Here is an 18,573-nt window from a genome sequence, read left to right as displayed (position 1 = left end):
ATATGTTAAACAAGATCATTCATTTTTCTATAAAGAATAAGTTGGTGATCGGATTATTTACCCTGGCATTAATTTGCTGGGGTACCTATTCCCTTACCAGACTTCCAATAGATGCCACGCCTGATATCACCGATAATCAGGTTATGGTCATCACCGTGTCGCCGACACTCGCCGCCCAAGAGGTGGAACAATTGGTCACATTTCCGGTCGAACAGACCATGGTCAGCATTCCCGGAATTAAAGACATGCGTTCTTTCTCGCGGTTTGGTCTTTCTATCGTCACCATCGTGTTTAACGAAAAAGTAGATATTTACTGGGGACGGCAGCAGGTACAGGAAAGACTTTCAATTGCATCAAAAAATATCCCTCCCGGTGTGGGAACACCGGAAATGGCACCAGTGACCACAGGATTGGGTGAGATATTCCAGTATGTGGTGCATCCGCAGAAGGGCTATGAAGATAAATATGATGCCACAGAATTACGTACAATACAAGACTGGATCATCAAGAGGCAACTGCTTGGTACACCAGGTGTCGCTGAAGTTAGCGGGTTCGGTGGTTTTGTAAAACAATACCAGATCGCAGTCGACCCGGACAAACTAGCAAGTCAAAATATAACGATATCGGACATTTTCAGCGCGTTGGAGAAAAATAACCAAAATACCGGCGGCGCTTACATAGATAAAGGACCCAATGCTTATTTTATCCGTACTGAAGGTTTGGTCAAAAACCTGGAAGAGATCAAAAATATCGTGGTCAAAAACGAAAATGGCGTGCCCGTATTTGTTCGGGATGTGGCTGATGTAGGATTTGGCAATGGTCCACGTTACGGTGCTGCAACCAGAAATGGGCAGGGCGAAACAGTGACAGGAATTGTCATGATGCTCAAAGGCGCTAATTCATCCGAAGTCATTTCGAATGTAAAGGCTAAAATAGCGGAAATACAAAAAGGACTACCAAAAGGCGTTGAAATCGAACCTTTCCTAGATCGTAAAAAACTTGTGGACGGTGCGATTTCAACGGTTTCGACTAACCTGATCGAAGGTGCTCTTATCGTTGTTTTCGTTCTGATCTTATTTTTGGGAAATCTCCGCGGTGGTCTTGTCGTTGCATCAGTCATTCCTTTGGCCATGCTGTTTGCAATCTGCATGATGAACCTTTTCGGTGTATCGGGCAATCTGATGAGTCTGGGGGCAATAGATTTCGGAATTATTGTAGATGGTACGGTCATTATAGTGGAAGCTGTCATGCATAGGATTACGGGAAGTAAAGCGCGATATGGGGGTATAGAAAAACTCTCCCAGGATCAGATGGATGACGAAGTTTATGAGTCATCGCGCAAGATCCGTTCGGCAGCAGCATTTGGTGAGATCATTATTTTGATTGTTTACCTTCCATTATTAGCGTTGGTTGGTGTAGAAGGGAAAATGTTCACACCAATGGCACAAACGGTGTCATTCGCAATTCTTGGTGCATTTCTACTTTCATTCACATATGTTCCGATGATGTCGGCGCTGGTTTTAAGTAAAAAGACAACACACAAGGAAAACTTCTCTGACCGGATGATGAATGCGATCCAGCGCTTCTATGCACCGATAATTGAAGGCGCAATGAAAAAGAAACTGTTGGTAGTTATTTTGGCTGTAGCACTGTTTATTGTTACCATATTTACATTCAACAGAATGGGCGCTGAATTTATTCCCCAATTAGATGAGGGAGATTTCGCTGTTGAAACGCGTGTTCCGGTGGGAAGTTCCATTAATCAGATGATCGCTGTTTCGAAAAAGGCGCAAGATATTCTCCTCAAAAATTATCCCGAAGTAAAACAGGTGGTGAACAAAATCGGTTCCGGTGAAATTCCTACAGATCCGATGCCTATTGAAGCTGGTGACATGATGGTAGTCTTAAAACCTAAAAAGGAATGGACCAGTGCGGAAAACCGTGAAGAACTGATCGAAAAAATGCAACAGTCTCTGGCTGTTATCCCAAATGCGACATTCAGTTTTCAGCAACCGATACAGATGCGTTTCAATGAATTGCTAACAGGTGCAAAACAGGATGTTGTACTTAAAATTTATGGAGAGGATCTTGATGTACTCTCGGATCTTGCCTCAGACGTGGGCAAAAAGATTCGCAATGTTGATGGTGTGGAAGATCTTTATGTTGAAGAAATAACCGGGCTGCCTCAGATCAATATCAAGTTCAACCGGGATAAGATTGGCCAGTACGGGATGAATGTAGATGAGATCAATAGTGTCGTATCCGCGGGATTTGCAGGTAAAATATCCGGGCTTGTCTATGAAGGGGAACGTCGGTTTGATCTTGTGGTCAGATTGGACAGTGCCGCACGTGTTGATATTACTGATGTTCAGAATCTATTTGTCAGTACACCAAATGGTCTTCAGGTACCCTTAAGTGAACTTGCAGAGGTGAGCTATAAACCCGGTCCCGTGCAAATACAGCGTGACAATGCCAAACGGCGCATTACCGTTGGCTTCAACGTACGTAACCGTGATGTTAAGAGTATAGTAAATGATATACAGGATGTAATAGCAGCCAGGGTCAAAATTCCTTCGGGATACTATGTCACCTATGGTGGGCAGTTCAAAAACCTGGAAGAAGCCAACGCTAGGCTTGCTGTAGCACTACCGGTAGCCTTATTACTCATCTTATTGTTACTCTATTTTACGTTTCACTCTGTCAAACAAGGACTGCTGATATTCACAGCAATACCATTGTCGGCCATTGGTGGTGTATTCGCACTGTTAATCCGCGATATGCCGTTTAGTATCTCGGCGGGTGTGGGATTTATTGCACTCTTCGGCGTGGCCGTACTGAATGGCATAGTCCTGATTGCTGAATTTAACAGGCTTGAAGCTGAAGGAGTCTCAGATATCATGGAGCGGGTACGTGTAGGAACAAAAGTCAGGTTACGCCCCGTATTAATGACCGCTACTGTGGCGTCGTTGGGTTTCCTACCGATGGCCATTTCCGCATCATCAGGTGCTGAAGTACAACGCCCATTGGCGACTGTCGTGATCGGCGGACTGATCACCGCGACGGTACTCACGCTGGTCGTGCTACCAGTACTGTATATCTATTTTTCAAAATCATCGAAAAACACCGTCATGAAAACACTGCCACCCACACTCCTATTGATCATGGGTTTATTTGCACTTCCTGAAAGCGCAGGCGCGCAGGTGGCTGATCTGCCATCCAAAGCCCTGACGCTCGATCAAGCTATTGACCTAGCATTAAAGAACAATGCGCAGATCAAAATTGCAGCGTATGATGTCAATATCCAGCAGGCTCTGAAAAAAGGCAGTATCACAATGCCCAAGACAGATATTTCCTATTCACAAGGTGTTGTCAGTAATCCTACGATAACGGATAACCTGATCAATATAGGTCAGCGGCTGGAGTTCCCAACTGTTTACAGCAATCAGGCCAAGGTCGCCGAAGAAAAAATAAAAAGCAGTCAGGCTTATAGGTCTGTCACCGAAAACGACCTCAGACGGGATGTAAAGCTAGCATATGGACAATACCAATATGCACTTGAAAAAAGATCGTTACTGATTGGTCTGGACAGTATATACATCAAGCTGAGCAAAGCGAGCACTGTACGATACAAAACAGGAGAATCTACTAGCCTTGAAAATATCACATCTACTGTACAGGCCAGACAGATCCAGAATGAACTGGAAAAGAATGACGCTGATATTATCATTGCCAAACGGCTGATGCAGACTTTACTTAATACAACTGAAGATATCACGATCAGCGAACAGCAAATTACCGCCAGGGAACTTCCGCTGAATGCAGAGACCCTACCCCTGGATAATCCGCTTCTTGCTTTTCTAAGACAGGAAGTTGAGGTAAACCGTAAAAATACCACATTGGAGAAAAGCCGGATGTTACCGGACATCATCCTTGGATTTAGCAGTCAGACATACAAAGGACAACAGAGCATCAACGGAATGGAGAGAACGTATACTGGAAAAGACCGGTTTAATTTCTTCCAGATTGGCGTCGGTGTTCCAATCTTTCCCGGCGGATATCGGGCAAAAGTGAATGCATCTAAGCTAAATGAGCAGAAAGCGCTCGCCCAAATCGAGCTGGCAACAACAAATCTAAGTGGACAATTAAGGGAACTGGCCCAACAATATGTGAAATTTCAGAAGTCCCTCCGCTATTATCAACAAGATGCGCTACCCCAGGCTGAGCTCATCATTCGAAATTCGGAAAAGAGCTTTAGAAGTGGTGACATATCCTATACGCAATACTTACAAAACCTAACACTGGCAAGTAATATCCGGTTTGAATATCTTGACAATCTCTACAATTATAATCGGGCAACAATAGCTATCGAAGCCATATTGGGAAACAAATAATTAAATAGTCAACAATGAAAACATCATCAAAAAAATATATACCACTGCTACTTGTTGCGACCACATTGGGAGTCTCCTGTGGCAGCGGCAAACAAGAGGCTACGGCAGAAAAAGCGCCAACAGAACAGCTAGCAAAGGATAGCACAACAGGGAGTAGCAGAAAGATCTCCTTCACAGCGGATCAGTACAAGTTGTCAGCTATACAAACAGGAAAGATCGAACAGCGAAACATGAGCAATGTGATCAAAATGACTGGGACAATTGATGCCGAGCCGGGCAGCGTTGCTTCGGTATCGGCGCCGCTGGGCGGATATCTTACCACACCGGGTCTGCTGCAGGGACAAGAAGTGAGAAAGGGTCAGCTTTTGGCAACATTGGAGAATCCTGAATTTATATCCATTCAGCAGCAATATCTCGAAAGCCTGGGCCGCCTCACCTATCTCGAGGAAGAATACAGAAGGCAGCAGGCATTACGAAAGGAAGATATCAATGCCGCCAAAACCTTTGAACAGGTGAGCTCTGATTTAACAATTCTGAAAGCTAAAATATCGGGTTTGGAACAACAATTGGCATTGATAGGAATTAGTAGCAATGCTCTAAAACGCAGCGGACAAATAGGTCGTACAGCGAGCCTATACGCTCCCATCTCCGGATACATCAAAACAAGCAATGTTAACAGAGGAAAGTATGTTGCCTCAACAGATGTACTCTTTGAAATCATGGGAACCAGCAATCTGCACCTTGCCTTAAACGCTTTTGAAAAGGATCTGGGTAAAATCCGTGCTGGGCAAACGGTCAAGTTTTCTTTGGCTAACGAAAACAGTTATAATAGAACAGCAAAAGTATTTTTGGTAGCACAATCAGCAGACGACAACAAAATGATTCCCGTACTATGCAATTTCACCAAGGAAGCTGGACTATTGCCGGGTATGTATATTAAGGCATTTTTAGAAACGCAAGCAGAAAATCAATATGCTGTGCCAACGGAAGCGATTGTACAGCTCGAAGGTACCGACTATATTATTGAACAAAAGCAGCAATCCAAGACAAATTTTGATTTTGAATTGGTTCCTGTTTCAAAAGGTGTCGAACAGGCTGGATATACAGCCATTGTACTACCATCTTCTGTTGATATAGCATCATTCACCTTGGTAACAAAAAATGCATACACGATTCTTTCCGCAATTAAAAATGCCGAAGAAGAAGAATAAGCCGATTGTGCCCCTTACTTCCTACCTAAAATCGGAAAGCCAGCGCAGAAGAAGAAAAAGTAAAATTATTTTACCTCCTCCTCAACAGAAAGGAGGAGGTTTTAACAAAAAGCACTCACCTAGGATGTTTGGTTACTCCGTGATAGCATTTGTTATTATTTTATTTATTGTAATATTGTTTATGGTAGCATTGGTTTCAGGAGTTCGAATTAATTAAAGTACAACCTGAATAGTTATTATACAAAAATGTGGAATAGATCAAGTTATGGAAAATATTTTTTATCGTGTTTTTAGACCATTCGCCACACTTCGCAATGCAGTTTTTGCAAAACTTTATGTCGCTCAGATTGCCAGTCTTTTTGGAGACGCGTTTACCTGGCTGGGGCTTGCACTCTTGGTTTATAATATAAGTCCTGAGAACTCTGCGACAATACTGGCATCGGCATTGACCCTTCGGGTAACAGCTTATATTATCTTTTCTCCATTCGCCGGTGTTATCTCCGACAAAATGAAAAGAAAAAACATTTTGCTCTTAACTCAATTGGGACGAATGGCTATCGTATGCCTTTTCCCATTCGTCACAGCTCAATGGCAGATCTATGTGCTCATTTTTCTGCTCAATATATTTGCGGCATTTTTTACCCCAACCTACCGCGCCATTATACCGCAGATTATCGAAAAGGAAATGTACAGGGAGGCGAATGGTCTTTCAATGGCGACTTTCCAGCTACTGAGTGTATTCGGTCCGGCATTAGCTGGTATCTTTTCGGTCTGGTTGGGTGCCAAACAGATTTTCTTTGTTGATGGTCTGATGCTGCTCTTGGCGGTGGCACTTATAGGAACGATCTCCCCTTTAGCTTTGCAGCGGGGAGTCAATAATGTCGAAGCAGAAAAACCGGGACATACCTGGCGTGATATTTTTAGAAGTGTACACTTACTTTTTGGTAACAAAATCTTACGATTCTCTTTAAGTATTGAATTTATTTCGGCAGTAGCAGGCGCAATGGTACTGGTAAATACGATCGGGCTAATAAAAACATCGCTTCAACTAGACGATACACATTACGGATGGATAATGTCCGTTTTCGGTATCGGAGCTGCCATTTCAGCATTTCTTTTGGGTAGTTTAGATAAATCCAAAACACGAAGGATCTCATTGATCAGTGGGGCGATAATGATAGGACTCGCTATTACTTTTGCCAATTTTGTAGGGTTCAATAGCCTAATGATCTTATGGGTGTTTGCTGGTATTGGTCAAACGCTAGCCGATATGCCTTCAGAGACGTTGATAGGTGAAAACATCGAGCCACAGGATCAAGGAAAGGTATATGGAACCCATTTTGCATTTTCCCATTTATGGTGGGCAATTGCTTATCCCATAGCAGGTTTTTTTGGTTCACAATTTGCGGACCGAGCATTTTTGTATGGCGGACTTCTTACCTTGGCTTTGGCAATTGGCGTTATCTTATTTTTTAAAGTTAAGGGATGGAAAAGCACCTGAAAATAGCTTAAACTAGCGCTTTTTCTCTACAAACAATAATAACCTATTTAGCTGCACTCATAAAGCATCTAATTTAATTTCGTTTAATTTTTATTCTAAAAAGTTCGGTCTTAAAAAATATTTTTTTTCATAATGCCCTTGATAATAGCCATATTTTCAGTATCATCCCAGCTAATTCTAAATCGAGAAAATATCTGTCAATTTTTAAAGCAAAATTTACCACACATTCACATCTTGTCTTTTGATCTTAATGACCATTTGTTTACAATGTCTATCCGAATGACTGTCGATCATTCTCAGAAAATCATAACGCTGCTAATGCAAAGGAACCTAGAAGTAAAGCTATTGAACTTGGAAAATCAGTAGTTGCTTTTTATTTTGAATATTTATTCAAAGTAAAGCGAACCATTGGTGTAGATTCTAAAGAATTCTTTTTTATAGACCTCACCAATTGGTATTTCCACATCGTCGATCATGACGCCATGATGATCAAAGGACTCTATAAAATTTAAGTTGACAACATAAGACTTGCTAATGCGGATAAATATATCCTGTGGCATTTTCTGATGAATCGTCTTTAGGTTCATTGCCGTAATTAGCCTTTGGTCTCCAATATAAAGCACAACATAATCTTTCAAGCCTTCTACATACTTAATCTCATCGAAATTAATCTTATGGAAACGACGCTCTGACTTAATAAGAAGAAAGTTTTCCGAGAAAGACTCCAGCGAGCTTTTTTCAGTTTCATTGGAAAGTAGCTTAGAAAATAATGAAGCTTTATTAATTGCTTTTTTGAGTCGAACCTCATCAATTGGCTTTAAAAGATAATCAATTGCTTCAAGTTCGTAGCTTTTCAGTGCATATTGCGGATATGCGGTCGTAAAGACGACCAGCGTATTATCAACTAAACTTTCGGCAAATTCAACTCCTGATATATTTGGCATTTCAATATCTAGAAATATAAGATCGACCATATTCTCTTTAAGGAATGCACGAGCTGTGGACACATTGGAAAATACATCCAATATTATAAGTGCGGAATGCTCCAGAATTAATGCTTGCAATTCCGCCCGAGCAAGGGGCTCATCGTCAATGATTATACAGTTCATATTTTTAAGATAAGGCTAACACTATATTCATTTTGACTAGAAATCATTTCTAGATGAAAAGAATTTCCAAAGAGTAGCTGTAGACGTCTACTTATATTTTTTAAGCCCAAACCACAATTATTCTTAGCCGGAATATAAAGTGGATCAACAGAATTAATGCATCTAAATGTCAAAGAATCTTCAACAATACCTATCTCGATAAGTATTGTCGCATGTTCCTCTTCGATTGTTGTACTATGTTTTACTGCATTTTCGACAAATGTTGTAAACAAATTTGGAGGCAGCATAATGCCTCTTACACCTTGCTCAGGAGAAGTAAAAACGATAGAGGCTTGGAGATTGTCGCGACGTAGCTTTTCCAAGCTCAGGAAATTGGACAAAAACTTGATTTCACTGCCCAAAGTTGTACGTTCTTCATTGTTTTCATAAAGCTGATAACGTAGAAATTCAGATAGTCTCATAATCACGGTATTTGCTTTGTCAGGATTTGTACGAACCAAGGCTTTAATACCATTAAGCATATTAAAGAGAAAATGTGGATTGATCTGGTTCTTTAATGTATTTAATTCCATGCTTAATGTGACATTTTTGAGTTCAGCAATATTTTGATTATCCTTGACCCAGCGCTGGAAGAGCTTTATCGTAGTCGTAATAAGAATAATAGGTACGGCAATTATTGTCCCCTCAACTGGACCTGTCTGTGTGTCTATTTCATGAATTTTTCTCGCTTGAATAAATAGCGTTGGATAGTGGCTTATCAAATAGGAAGCAAAGCCTATCCCCGCTTTCACAATCATGATAAGTACTAAAATATACATAATATACTTCCCCTTAAAAAACAAATAGGGAACCAGGACATACATATTCGCATAAAATAGTCCCATAAAGATAAACATAACATAGAATAACCTGGAAAACTTATAAATACCTTCATAGGCTTCAAGCCAATTGGAGAAAAACAATATAATGAAAAATGATGCAAGCAGTGCTAGATGTCGAAATACGCGATATCGATCATTAACAATAAATGCTATTAGTTTCGGGTCCAAACCAAGATTATTATATCCCATACCTTAGAAATAACATAGAACAAATATAGTCTACATCAATGCTTTCTCCATAATTATTATACCAAATGCCCTCCTCTTTCTACTAAATTTTTATAGCTTATTTTGTTAGTATAAAATCTAAGTCATTTGGTATAAAAGTCAAAATATCAATTGTTAAAACCAATTTATTTGTAGTGCATTTACACTTAATCGAAAAATGAGCGAGTATTCGCCACGAATAAAATTTATAGGTTAAAATTTATAATAATGACAGGAAATCTAACATCCAATCTGATAGCAGTAGCGCTCTTTTTATTAGCCCTGCCCAGTTTCTCTCAAACTCAACCACTAAAAAAACAGCTGCCTGATAGCCTACGTCAAAAGGCAGTAGCATTTATGGCAAATAAATTTGCTGATGCCCGTCCGCTAAATATTGAATTTACGGTTCAGTTACCGACCGATTACACTGTAAATTCACAAAAAGGGAACTCATTACCTGATGGCAAAATAACCAATTTTAATCAACTTAAAACCAATTTGAACTATAATTTCATACGTAAAAGAAAATGGATGCTGGGAGCAAGCGTGGAATATCGGTACTACAGTATTACCAATGAAACTTCAACCGAGCAGCAGCCGACAGTTACCAATAGCTTGAAAAGCAATTTTAGCTATCATTCCTCTTCAATTAATTTCACTTATTTTTCCCGTCTTTTTGGAAAGACAATGATTTATGGCGTCAATGGTATTGTTGATGGCAGCGAAAAAGGTTTCGAAAGGACTCGAGGACTTGTTTTTGGTTCCATGATTTTAAAGGCCGACCAACGCACAAAAATTATTGTTGGTGCTATGGCAAATGTTGGTCCAAATGCTCAGATACCTGTTCTTCCAATGTTTACCTACGAACGTAAATTTGGGAAGGATATGGTGATGGATATCCTACTGCCCAGACAGATTTTGCTGCGAAAATATTTCCCTCATCGTTCAAGGCTCTCGATAGGTGCTGAAATGGACCAAACTAATTTCTTTTTATATGACATCAAATCATTTGATTCCTCGAAAATTTATGAATGGCAACAAGCAAGTAGTAATACCGGGCTCATTTATGAACATATATTAGGAAAGTATTTTATTGCGACATTCAGAACGGGGGCTAAAATCCCATTGAGTGGAAGGCTGTATGAAAAAAATAAGGTGAGAGATCCACTTTTCAAAATTTCGGCCGCTCCTTCGTTTTATTTCAATATAGGAATTTCCTTTAATCCTTTTATGCCTTTAAAAAGAAAATGATCACTTAACAGAAATTACCCAAGTGAGGCGAAGAGGGGTATAATTAACTCCTGTGGTGATATGCTCCTCTTCTTATTTTGATCTAGTTTCTTTTCTGGTATTGTTTTGTTCTTATATTTTTTAGTCAAAACGGTAATTTAGTTGATTGTTTGATGTGTCTCATAACAAATGAGCTTTGAATTTTGCTGATATGAGGTATTGCAGATAACTTCTTCGTCACAAAATCATTGTAAGCATCAGGGTCCTGTACAATGACTTTAAGAATAATATCAAATATACCACCAGTAACGTAAGCTTCCATAATTTCATCATACTGGTGTACTTTTTCCAGAAATTCCTCCACACATTCTATCCGTTGCGTATTGAGAGAAACTTTCACAATAACGGTAAAGTTGAGCCCTACTTTTCTTGGATCCACCAACGCAACGTAGTCAGTGATATATCCCTCTCCTTCAAGCTTCCGTATCCTGTCATAAATTGAGGTTCTTGACATATTGAGACGCTCAGTTAAATCAGTAATATCAAATTTTGAATTCTCCTGAAGTAATCTGAGCAGGTCGATATCCTGTTTATTTAATGTGTTCATCCGGATTTTTTACAATAAAGGTACGAAAACAAGATTCAAAAATGTTCAAAAAATGTATAATTAATGAATTTATCGTATATTTTACATAATTAAAGCCATAAAAAAATACTAAAACTGGTATTTTGTACATTTGTAAGTATTAAATACATTTCAACATGCTTAAATATATCATTCTAGTTGCCCTTGGGGCAATCAGTTATGGAACACTTACTTCTTTTGCAAAAATAGCATATGGCCAGGGATACTCAGCCGGAGAAATAACTTTCGTACAGGCCTTATTAGGCGCAATGATTTTATGGTCGCTTGCAATATTGCGGAATATCAGAAAAAAACAGAAGTTGAAGCTCAATTGGAGACTCGTTCTGGCAGGTACATCAATGGGATTTTCAGCTTACTGCTTTTATTATTCCGTCAAGTTTATTCCTGTGGCCCTGGCAATTGTGCTGCTCATGCAGGTATCCTGGATCGGAATCATCGGTGAGTGGCTTATCTTTAAAAAGAAGCCTTCCAGATTAGAAATCGCTACAAGCGTCATCATCATTATCGGAACAGTTCTGGCAGGTAATCTGATGCATATACAAAGCATGAATTTTTCTATGACCGGTATTGCATTAGCCACGGGGGCAGCATTCCTGTACACGATTTATGTACTTTCGACCAGCAAGCTGGGTAATGACACCCCGATGCTGGAAAAGAGCGCACTTATGACCACTGGCTCGGCATTGATGATTCTTCTGATCAATTTCCCTTCAATTACAGCCAGCACACACCTTGATTTTGGTTTACTCAGATGGGGAACCTTTCTCGCTGTTTTCGGAACTGTTATTCCACCGATATGTTTTACAACCGGAATGCCGAAGATCGGTCCGGGGCTAAGCACGATTCTCCTCACACTGGAACTGCCAGCTGTTGTGCTTTGTGCCTATCTAATCCTTGGCGAAAAGGTCACCGTAGTACAGATTATTGGGATCATCATTATGATCTCCGCGATCATCTATCTCAACATTGTAAAAAATAAAAGAGAAAAATCAAAAGACAAACTAACAGAGAAGCAATTGCTGTCTGGTAGTTAAACTTTTCCAATTAAATATCAAACCAACCACTAAACTTAAAACAGAAAAAATGAAAAGTGAACAGAATATAGTGTACATAGCTGGAATGGCTGTACAATATAACCGAAAATATCCCGGAAATCCCGTCATTGTCTTTCTTCATGATTCCCTGGGCAGCATTGAATTATGGCGGGATCTCCCTCTTCGGATTTCCGGTGCGCTCCAGTGCAATACCCTAGTATATGACCGCTTGGGTCATGGGATAGCTCATCCGATGCCTAGCCCCTTAAGAACGGCCGAATATCTGGAAAAGGAAGCTGATACTTTATCGGAATTACTGGAAGAATTGGGCATCGACAATGCCATTTTGCTTGGGCATAGTGACGGTGGTTCCATTGCGCTGATTGCTGCTGCAAAATATCCGGACAAGATTAAAGCTGTTATATGTGAGGCCGCACATATCTTTGTTGAAGAAATTACATTAAATGGAATTGAGGAGGCAATCAATGCCTATCAGAACACAAATCTTCCTGATCGGCTGGCAAAATATCACGGTGATAAAGTGGATACCCTATTTAGGGCATGAACAGAAACTTGGATGAGCGAAGCTTACAGAACATGGAATATTGAACATTTTCTGCCAAATATAAGCTGTCCCCTTTTATTTATTCAAGGAGAAGCCGATGAATATGGAACAATGTTACAAGTGGAAAAAATAATTGATCAGGTAAGTGGAAAAGCTATAAAATATATTATACCCAAAATTGGGCATACCCCGCACAAAGAGGCTCCTGAAGAGACATTTCAAGCCATCGAAGAATTTATCCTCAGTATTTTGTAGTTTACATTATTTTAAAAGAACACTTCTGGCCTATATGTATAAACTTCAGTAAGCGATACTTTTAAATAAACTTGGCTCCTTATCCAGGATCATTCAGTAAGTATCCTATTTTTCCAACAGCTAAGATTGGACTTTTCTAATAAAAACTTACCATCTGCATTCATCTATAGAAATTTTATAATTTTGATTCTAGAAAAATTCTACAAAAATGTTTATATTAGAATACCAATAATTAAAAAACGCACCCAAAACAGCACCAAATTTGAGCCAAAAGCTAACAAATGTAGTAGTCAAAAGTGGGTTTAAACAATATAAAGGCAATATTATGAAGAAACGTGAAATTCGAATCCCGCCTCTTCCGCCAAGACAAAAAGGCTTTCTGAGAAATCAGAAAGCCTTTTTTTGTTTTTGAGCAAAAAGCAGTACCTAAAATATATCTAAACGGATCATACCGAAAGTTTGGGGGGTAAAGTTTTAAGCATACAATTTCATTACTCTATATAGGAAGAATGTGGTGTCCCTTACGCCACGAAAGACACTCCTGAAGGCTTTGAGCTTTGCATTGAAAGATTCTGCTGAAGCATTGGTGCTTCTGTTGTCGAAGTAGTGTAGGACATATTGATGATGCGCTGCAATGGATCTTGCTACGCTCTCAAATGAAGTGATGCCTGCATTCTCAACCTAATTATACCACAGTCACAGTTTGGTAAATGCTATCTTTTTGTCCTTGCATTTATTGAGTATGTCACCTAGGGCAATTCCAAGGTCATAAGCCCGCTTTAGCCTGGGAAACCGTATAAACAGCAATTCAGCTCGGCTTTTCTGGTTTTCGGACCATCGGCTTGGATGCTTGAACAAGAGGTGTCTGTATCTAGCTAGTAGTTGTTTGAGCGTGTCTCCATTAGGCAACAACTCGCGTTCATATGGGGTTTCTCTCTTTCGCGATTCCATTATCTTCTTGCTTTCCGCATCCAATACCTCCCAACGATACTTGATACGGAGTTCCTGCACAACATCGTAAGCTAACTGTTGGACATGGAACCGATCGACCACACGTCTGGCATTCCTGAAACATCTACGGATTGCCTTAGCCATGTTCGGCGCCATATCCATGGTCACTTCTTTTACCTTATTCCTTGAGCGCAGGGGAATTCGTTCAAGAACAGTGATAATATCTTCGGCCTTTGTTCCCTTGATAGTTGCCAGAATAGTCCCTTTGCGGCCTTTAGCCGACTTACTGCTTAAGATCGTGTAAAGCTCCCCGTTACTAAAGCTGGTCTCATCAATGCTTAGCTGTTCGGAGATGTTTTCAGCAAACAATGTCCAGCTCTCCGCATGCGGCTTCTGGTTCCAATCATGGAAATCACTGAAATGGTTCTTATATTGATCCTGCAGTTGCTTGCCATCCATCTGAAAGAATAATCCTACCAATTGGGCACTTACCGGATAGTTATCCAAATATTTTCTTTAAAAAAAGCCAGAATTCAGTCGTCATTCGAGTACCCTCACGCACCAGGTTCCAATCTCTTGTGATAATCTGTCCCGTATCTAACACCTTCCGGCGCGGCGGATATGTAGTGTAACTTTCTGACCTCTAATGGGAAAGCCTGAAATCTCTGTGGAAGGCATAAATCCCTTTGACTCCAACTTACTTTTCTCATATCCCGTTGGAGCAATATTAAGCTCGTCTAGATAAATGTGGAGCTGATTGTCTATCTAATCGACTTCTAAAATCTGAAAGTATTCTAAAAGCCCTTCAGGCATCAATAGGGATAGTAATTTTATTAGTGGCTACATTGTCCAGCACCACTCAATCGTCTTTTAGTGTATTACCAGGTTTTATCTCAGTCACAACAGCGATTTTTATTTTTTACACAAGTGTAGCTTCCCCCCCCCTCTTGCTCTCTTTCTGTTGCAACAAACGAAGACCAGGTGGTGGTCAGATTATCTCTTTCTACAGTACTTGTTCAGTGCTTGTTCAGTGCTTGTTCAGTGATCACTCAGTATAGACTGTATAAGCAGTGACTTACTAGTGTCTAAATATTGATTAAAAATTGTTATTACATGCGATTTAGTATTAGGATGCTTCCGTTTTAATATTTCTTGAATAGCTACACCCGAATCAGGTAATTATGGTAGTCATCAAAAATGGGGTTCGTAGGACTGTTTCCAGGAAAGCAGGTTGTCATACTGCGCAGATCTCCGGTTAATATCTCAACTGAATCTACTGAATTGGAACATCTTAGCATATTGTAAATAGTAATAAGAATACGGCATTCATATCATTACAATTAATTCCACATATACTTGAGATGCTGGATAGATCAACTAAATTAAAACCACCAGGCGTTTGCCTCCATCGATACCCATTTCCCAAGCGTTTTCAATGTTTTTAAGTGGAATATTTACCGTTTCAATTTTTAATTTTCCGTCAGCAGCAAGCTGAAACATTTCGGGAAGTATTTCTGTAATCAATAGTATTAATTCTTCTGGCGTCCAGGTTCCTAAGCCCGAACCGGAAAGCTGAATAGCTGTACTGCGTAAAATGGAAGATGACAATGTAATTGAATCGCTCATCATTCCGCCAACAGTAACATATCGCGTATGGTGCGAAAATCCCCCATTGCCTTTTAATGCTGATAAAATCAGTTCTGCACTCTTTCCCCACAGGTAATCAATAACCACGTCAATTGGATTTTGCTGCTGTAAGATTTTTAGTCGTGTAATAAACGCTTCATCGTCCTGTTTCAACGAAATGATCTCATCTGCACCTAATGATAATAATTCGTTTAAAGACCGTTCGTTTCTCCCTGTCACTATCACCTTTTTCGCACCGTAATGTTTGGCAATTTGCACAGCAATTTTGCCGGTAACACCTGTTGCACCGTTAATAAGTACGGTTTCCCCTTTTTGCAAACCCGCTCTGAAACGTAATGCCAAAGCTGAGCCCATCACTGCGTTTGGTAAAGCTGCTGCTGTTGCATCATCAATATTTACGGGTAACCTTACCATACGTTTTTTTTCAACAATCGCTTTTTCGGCAATCATTCCGCCAACGCCAATTCCATAAACACGTGTACCATCTGCAAGTACCCCAACACCATCTCCACCGACCACTTTTGCTGTAAACACTTCGTTTTGCGAGGAATAATGTTTTCCACTTGCCTGCATTTTGTCAAGGTTTTTCACTGCAGATGCTTTCACCAAAATCAATAATTCATTTTCATTTTGCACTATTGGCTCTGCAAAGTCTACTACATATTTTGGCATTTCGCCTTTTTTCAATACTACTGCTGCTTTCATTTTATATAATTTTATGCAGCAAAATTAAAAACCGATATTTCAGCAGTTGATAACATTTGTTATTAAATCCGTTTTTTTGCCAATACACTTTTTATACGACTTAAATGGACCGAAGAAATCCCAAGATAAGAAGCGATATAATGTTGTGGAACACGTTTTATAATTTCGGGTCTTTCTTTTAGCAAATTGATGTAGCGTTCCTGCGGCGTATTTTTGACCATTGAGAAAAAATATTTCATATAATCGAATGTTCGCTCAAAAACTTTGTCTATAAGCATATCCCGTAACTGTGGAATTTCTTTAATTTCTTCAACTATCCTGTTTAGGTCGGTTTTGTGTATCCACCATAAAATGCTTGGTTCAATGGTTTCTATAGTGGTCTGACTTGGAATATTTTTTCGGAAGCTTTCAATAGAACCCACCGTTTCATTTTCAAAGAAAAATTGACAAGTGATATCTTTACCATTATTATTGAACCAAGCACGAATCCCCCCCTTTTCAATCAGAAACATTTTTTTGGAAACTTCTCCTTCCTTCAAAAGTATGGTTTTGGCAGGAACTTCAATGCGATGGAAGCAATCTATATATTCGTTCCATTTATCGTCATCAAGTTGGAATTTAATTCTGAATTGTTCAAACATTTACTTGTCGTAATTGCACTGTCGATATATAAAATAGCTTTCTTTCAATTCTACTAACCTACAAAAAATTACAGACGTGAAAGAGATATTTTTGCTATAAATGCTAAGCATCTATTTGCTAAAATTTGCCTGATGTAGTTTGAATGTCTCTGGTGAAACTTGGGTCTTCTTTTTAAAGAAACGGCTAAAGTAAGCGGGATCTTCAAAATTAAGCTCGAAAGCAATTTCTTTTATGGTTTTTTCACTCGAGATCAGCATTCTTTTTGCTTCTAAAACCAACCGTTCATGAATTAACTGCGAAATTGACCTACTCATTTTAATCTTTAGAATCTGATTTAAGCGTTTTGCCGTAATACCTATTTCCTTTGCATAGAAGTCAGCAGTGCGCTGTTCCTTATAATATTGATCCAACAGGACAATAAACTGATAAATTCGTTTTTGATTCACATCCTGTTCTAAAAAATATTCCTGATGTAAACGGATTAGATTCAACAAATAAACTTTTATGAGAGCCTTCAAGATAAGATAAGTACCTTCGGGTTTATTGTATTCCTCTTTTATTAAGTTCACAACCTGAGCAAGAATACCAGCATCCCGAGACTTGACGATCAAATGTGTAGATTGTCCTTGCATATTGAAGAGATTGAACACATCCAAAGCATATTCTTTGTCATCCTCCTCCAAGTAATCTCGCTTGAAAGCGAGAAGATATCCAGTATTGGAATTGCTGAACTCTTCCATACGATAGAGTGGAATCAGATAGATATCAACATGAGAATCAGAATCACCAATATTGCTATATTGACAGATAATTTCGAAAAAGGAATTTCTATCTTCACTTTTCAAATAGCTTTCCGGGCAACACTCCAGTTCAAAATATATCATTTTAAGTGGATCAATCTGATGGCTGACTCTCATGTGGTTTTTATTTTAAATTAGTCATTCTTTTTTATTTCGGAGTATATATTCTACCAGTCTTTTTTTCATAAAGTTCGGGAAGAAAAGTCGTAAAATTACTCATTTCCTCATGACAATGTTTACATAGTCCTGCACCTACATGATCGGGATAGATTTTAAGCCGAGTCTCCAAATCATTTGCAAGATCATTACCTTCAAAATAACCCAACCAAAAACGACTTCTCATTTCACAGCCATAGGCAGTATCCCGAATAAAGTGTACCATTTTGGCGGCATAGCCTTCTTGGCCATCCATACCCAATCTCGCGTGAATAGCGGTTACACGCTGTTCTGGAAATCTACTTATATCCAAAATATTTGAGGGATTTAAAAAATTAATCTTCAATTTATGAATTTCATTTCCACCCAATCTTTCGTGGGCAATATGGGTTCCCCCAATATACTTTCCAGTCCCCCTCTCACCGATCCAGTCACTATAAACATGGTCTTCTTTATGCCACAGTAAATACTGATGCGTATCCTGAATATAGGAAAACCACCATTCAATCATTTCGCCGTTTATATTGGCCAGTGAAGACCTTGCTGCAACAACAAGTAAACCGTCTTCGTACCGTCTCCACCCTGCTTCAAACGGTAGATAACCAGGCTCTAAGAGCTCATTTGCTTCTTCAATTCTCATGT

General features: G+C 39.4%; 15 protein-coding genes and 1 pseudogene. 7 read left to right on the top strand and 9 right to left on the bottom strand.

The window, feature by feature from the left end; translation table 11 throughout:
• Nucleotides 1-2 precede the first annotated feature (2 nt).
• The 3 genes from L1283_RS08650 (at nt 3) to L1283_RS08640 (ending at nt 7,103) form a co-directional block, all read left to right on the top strand.
• A complete protein-coding gene (locus tag L1283_RS08650; RefSeq protein ID WP_429626011.1) occupies nt 3-4,391 on the top strand; it encodes a CusA/CzcA family heavy metal efflux RND transporter in 4,389 nt (1,462 codons plus the stop codon).
• A gap of 14 nt (nt 4,392-4,405) precedes the next feature.
• Nucleotides 4,406-5,602 carry an efflux RND transporter periplasmic adaptor subunit gene (locus tag L1283_RS08645; protein WP_429626010.1) on the top strand — a complete coding sequence of 399 codons (1,197 nt, stop codon included), beginning with the start codon at nt 4,406-4,408 and terminating at the stop codon, nt 5,600-5,602.
• Nucleotides 5,603-5,867: 265 nt separating this feature from the next.
• A complete protein-coding gene (locus L1283_RS08640) occupies nt 5,868-7,103 on the top strand; it encodes an MFS transporter (protein ID WP_429626009.1) in 1,236 nt (411 codons plus the stop codon).
• A 386-nt stretch (nt 7,104-7,489) separates the two neighbouring features.
• Here the strand turns inward: L1283_RS08640 and L1283_RS08635 are convergent, their stop codons facing one another.
• Nucleotides 7,490-8,212, bottom strand: coding sequence for a LytR/AlgR family response regulator transcription factor (locus L1283_RS08635; RefSeq protein ID WP_429626008.1), 723 nt, complete (start codon nt 8,210-8,212; stop codon nt 7,490-7,492).
• Nucleotides 8,209-9,282, bottom strand: a complete 1,074-nt coding sequence (locus L1283_RS08630; protein ID WP_429626007.1) for a sensor histidine kinase — start codon at nt 9,280-9,282, stop codon at nt 8,209-8,211. The genes L1283_RS08635 and L1283_RS08630 overlap by 4 nt, the downstream gene beginning before the upstream one ends.
• Nucleotides 9,283-9,528: 246 nt before the next feature.
• Here L1283_RS08630 and L1283_RS08625 point away from each other — a divergent pair, with 246 nt between their 5' ends.
• A complete protein-coding gene (locus L1283_RS08625; RefSeq protein ID WP_429626006.1) occupies nt 9,529-10,551 on the top strand; it encodes a hypothetical protein in 1,023 nt (340 codons plus the stop codon).
• 124 nt (nt 10,552-10,675) lie between these two features.
• Here L1283_RS08625 and L1283_RS08620 read toward each other — a convergent pair whose 3' ends face one another.
• Nucleotides 10,676-11,137 (bottom strand): Lrp/AsnC family transcriptional regulator, encoded by a 462-nt coding sequence (locus L1283_RS08620; RefSeq protein WP_429626005.1) that lies wholly within the window; start codon nt 11,135-11,137, stop codon nt 10,676-10,678.
• Nucleotides 11,138-11,292: 155 nt separating this feature from the next.
• Here L1283_RS08620 and L1283_RS08615 point away from each other — a divergent pair, with 155 nt between their 5' ends.
• Genes L1283_RS08615 through L1283_RS08605 form a run of 3 tightly spaced genes read left to right on the top strand, consistent with a single transcriptional unit; the run spans nt 11,293 to nt 13,030 of the window.
• Nucleotides 11,293-12,210 carry an EamA family transporter gene (locus tag L1283_RS08615; protein WP_429626004.1) on the top strand — a complete coding sequence of 306 codons (918 nt, stop codon included), beginning with the start codon at nt 11,293-11,295 and terminating at the stop codon, nt 12,208-12,210.
• 49 nt (nt 12,211-12,259) lie between these two features.
• A complete protein-coding gene (locus L1283_RS08610; protein WP_429626003.1) occupies nt 12,260-12,775 on the top strand; it encodes an alpha/beta fold hydrolase in 516 nt (171 codons plus the stop codon).
• Between the two features lie 12 nt (nt 12,776-12,787).
• The gene (locus tag L1283_RS08605) at nt 12,788-13,030 is read left to right on the top strand and encodes an alpha/beta fold hydrolase (RefSeq protein WP_429626002.1); all 243 of its coding nucleotides are present in this window, start codon (nt 12,788-12,790) and stop codon (nt 13,028-13,030) included.
• Nucleotides 13,031-13,504: 474 nt separating this feature from the next.
• Here L1283_RS08605 and L1283_RS08600 read toward each other — a convergent pair.
• The 6 genes and pseudogenes from L1283_RS08600 to L1283_RS08575 all read right to left on the bottom strand — a co-directional run bounded on the left by L1283_RS08600 (nt 13,505) and on the right by L1283_RS08575 (nt 18,571).
• Nucleotides 13,505-14,440: pseudogene (locus L1283_RS08600) on the bottom strand (ISAon1 family transposase).
• Nucleotides 14,441-14,578: 138 nt separating this feature from the next.
• Nucleotides 14,579-14,707 (bottom strand): hypothetical protein, encoded by a 129-nt coding sequence (locus L1283_RS08595; RefSeq protein ID WP_422663602.1) that lies wholly within the window; start codon nt 14,705-14,707, stop codon nt 14,579-14,581.
• 651 nt (nt 14,708-15,358) lie between these two features.
• A complete protein-coding gene (locus L1283_RS08590) occupies nt 15,359-16,333 on the bottom strand; it encodes a quinone oxidoreductase family protein (RefSeq protein WP_286851100.1) in 975 nt (324 codons plus the stop codon).
• Between the two features lie 62 nt (nt 16,334-16,395).
• On the bottom strand, nt 16,396-16,974 hold the full coding sequence (locus L1283_RS08585) for a Crp/Fnr family transcriptional regulator (protein WP_286851099.1): 579 nt from the start codon (nt 16,972-16,974) through the stop codon (nt 16,396-16,398).
• A 111-nt stretch (nt 16,975-17,085) separates the two neighbouring features.
• Nucleotides 17,086-17,892 carry a helix-turn-helix domain-containing protein gene (locus L1283_RS08580; RefSeq protein WP_286733290.1) on the bottom strand — a complete coding sequence of 269 codons (807 nt, stop codon included), beginning with the start codon at nt 17,890-17,892 and terminating at the stop codon, nt 17,086-17,088.
• A 31-nt stretch (nt 17,893-17,923) separates the two neighbouring features.
• On the bottom strand, nt 17,924-18,571 hold the full coding sequence (locus L1283_RS08575; protein WP_286733286.1) for a DAPG hydrolase family protein: 648 nt from the start codon (nt 18,569-18,571) through the stop codon (nt 17,924-17,926).
• Between the last annotated feature and the right edge of the window lie 2 nt (nt 18,572-18,573).

The organism is Sphingobacterium sp. HSC-15S19, assembly GCF_050433745.1.
In the GTDB taxonomy this organism is placed as follows: domain Bacteria; phylum Bacteroidota; class Bacteroidia; order Sphingobacteriales; family Sphingobacteriaceae; genus Sphingobacterium; species Sphingobacterium siyangense.
Note: the sequence above shows the minus strand (reverse complement) of the source record. Positions and strands in the feature narration are given on the sequence as shown.

What these genes read in the sequence shown, in the direction of transcription:
- L1283_RS08650 (WP_429626011.1), top strand. Translation starts at nt 3, where the DNA reads ATGTTAAACAAGATCATTCATTTTTCTATAAAGAATAAGTTGGTGATC.
- L1283_RS08645 (WP_429626010.1), top strand. Translation starts at nt 4,406, where the DNA reads ATGAAAACATCATCAAAAAAATATATACCACTGCTACTTGTTGCGACC.
- L1283_RS08640 (WP_429626009.1), top strand. Translation starts at nt 5,868, where the DNA reads ATGGAAAATATTTTTTATCGTGTTTTTAGACCATTCGCCACACTTCGC.
- L1283_RS08635 (WP_429626008.1), bottom strand. Translation starts at nt 8,212, where the DNA reads ATGAACTGTATAATCATTGACGATGAGCCCCTTGCTCGGGCGGAATTG.
- L1283_RS08630 (WP_429626007.1), bottom strand. Translation starts at nt 9,282, where the DNA reads ATGGGATATAATAATCTTGGTTTGGACCCGAAACTAATAGCATTTATT.
- L1283_RS08625 (WP_429626006.1), top strand. Translation starts at nt 9,529, where the DNA reads ATGACAGGAAATCTAACATCCAATCTGATAGCAGTAGCGCTCTTTTTA.
- L1283_RS08620 (WP_429626005.1), bottom strand. Translation starts at nt 11,137, where the DNA reads ATGAACACATTAAATAAACAGGATATCGACCTGCTCAGATTACTTCAG.
- L1283_RS08615 (WP_429626004.1), top strand. Translation starts at nt 11,293, where the DNA reads ATGCTTAAATATATCATTCTAGTTGCCCTTGGGGCAATCAGTTATGGA.
- L1283_RS08610 (WP_429626003.1), top strand. Translation starts at nt 12,260, where the DNA reads ATGAAAAGTGAACAGAATATAGTGTACATAGCTGGAATGGCTGTACAA.
- L1283_RS08605 (WP_429626002.1), top strand. Translation starts at nt 12,788, where the DNA reads ATGAGCGAAGCTTACAGAACATGGAATATTGAACATTTTCTGCCAAAT.
- L1283_RS08590 (WP_286851100.1), bottom strand. Translation starts at nt 16,333, where the DNA reads ATGAAAGCAGCAGTAGTATTGAAAAAAGGCGAAATGCCAAAATATGTA.
- L1283_RS08585 (WP_286851099.1), bottom strand. Translation starts at nt 16,974, where the DNA reads ATGTTTGAACAATTCAGAATTAAATTCCAACTTGATGACGATAAATGG.
- L1283_RS08580 (WP_286733290.1), bottom strand. Translation starts at nt 17,892, where the DNA reads ATGAGAGTCAGCCATCAGATTGATCCACTTAAAATGATATATTTTGAA.
- L1283_RS08575 (WP_286733286.1), bottom strand. Translation starts at nt 18,571, where the DNA reads ATGAGAATTGAAGAAGCAAATGAGCTCTTAGAGCCTGGTTATCTACCG.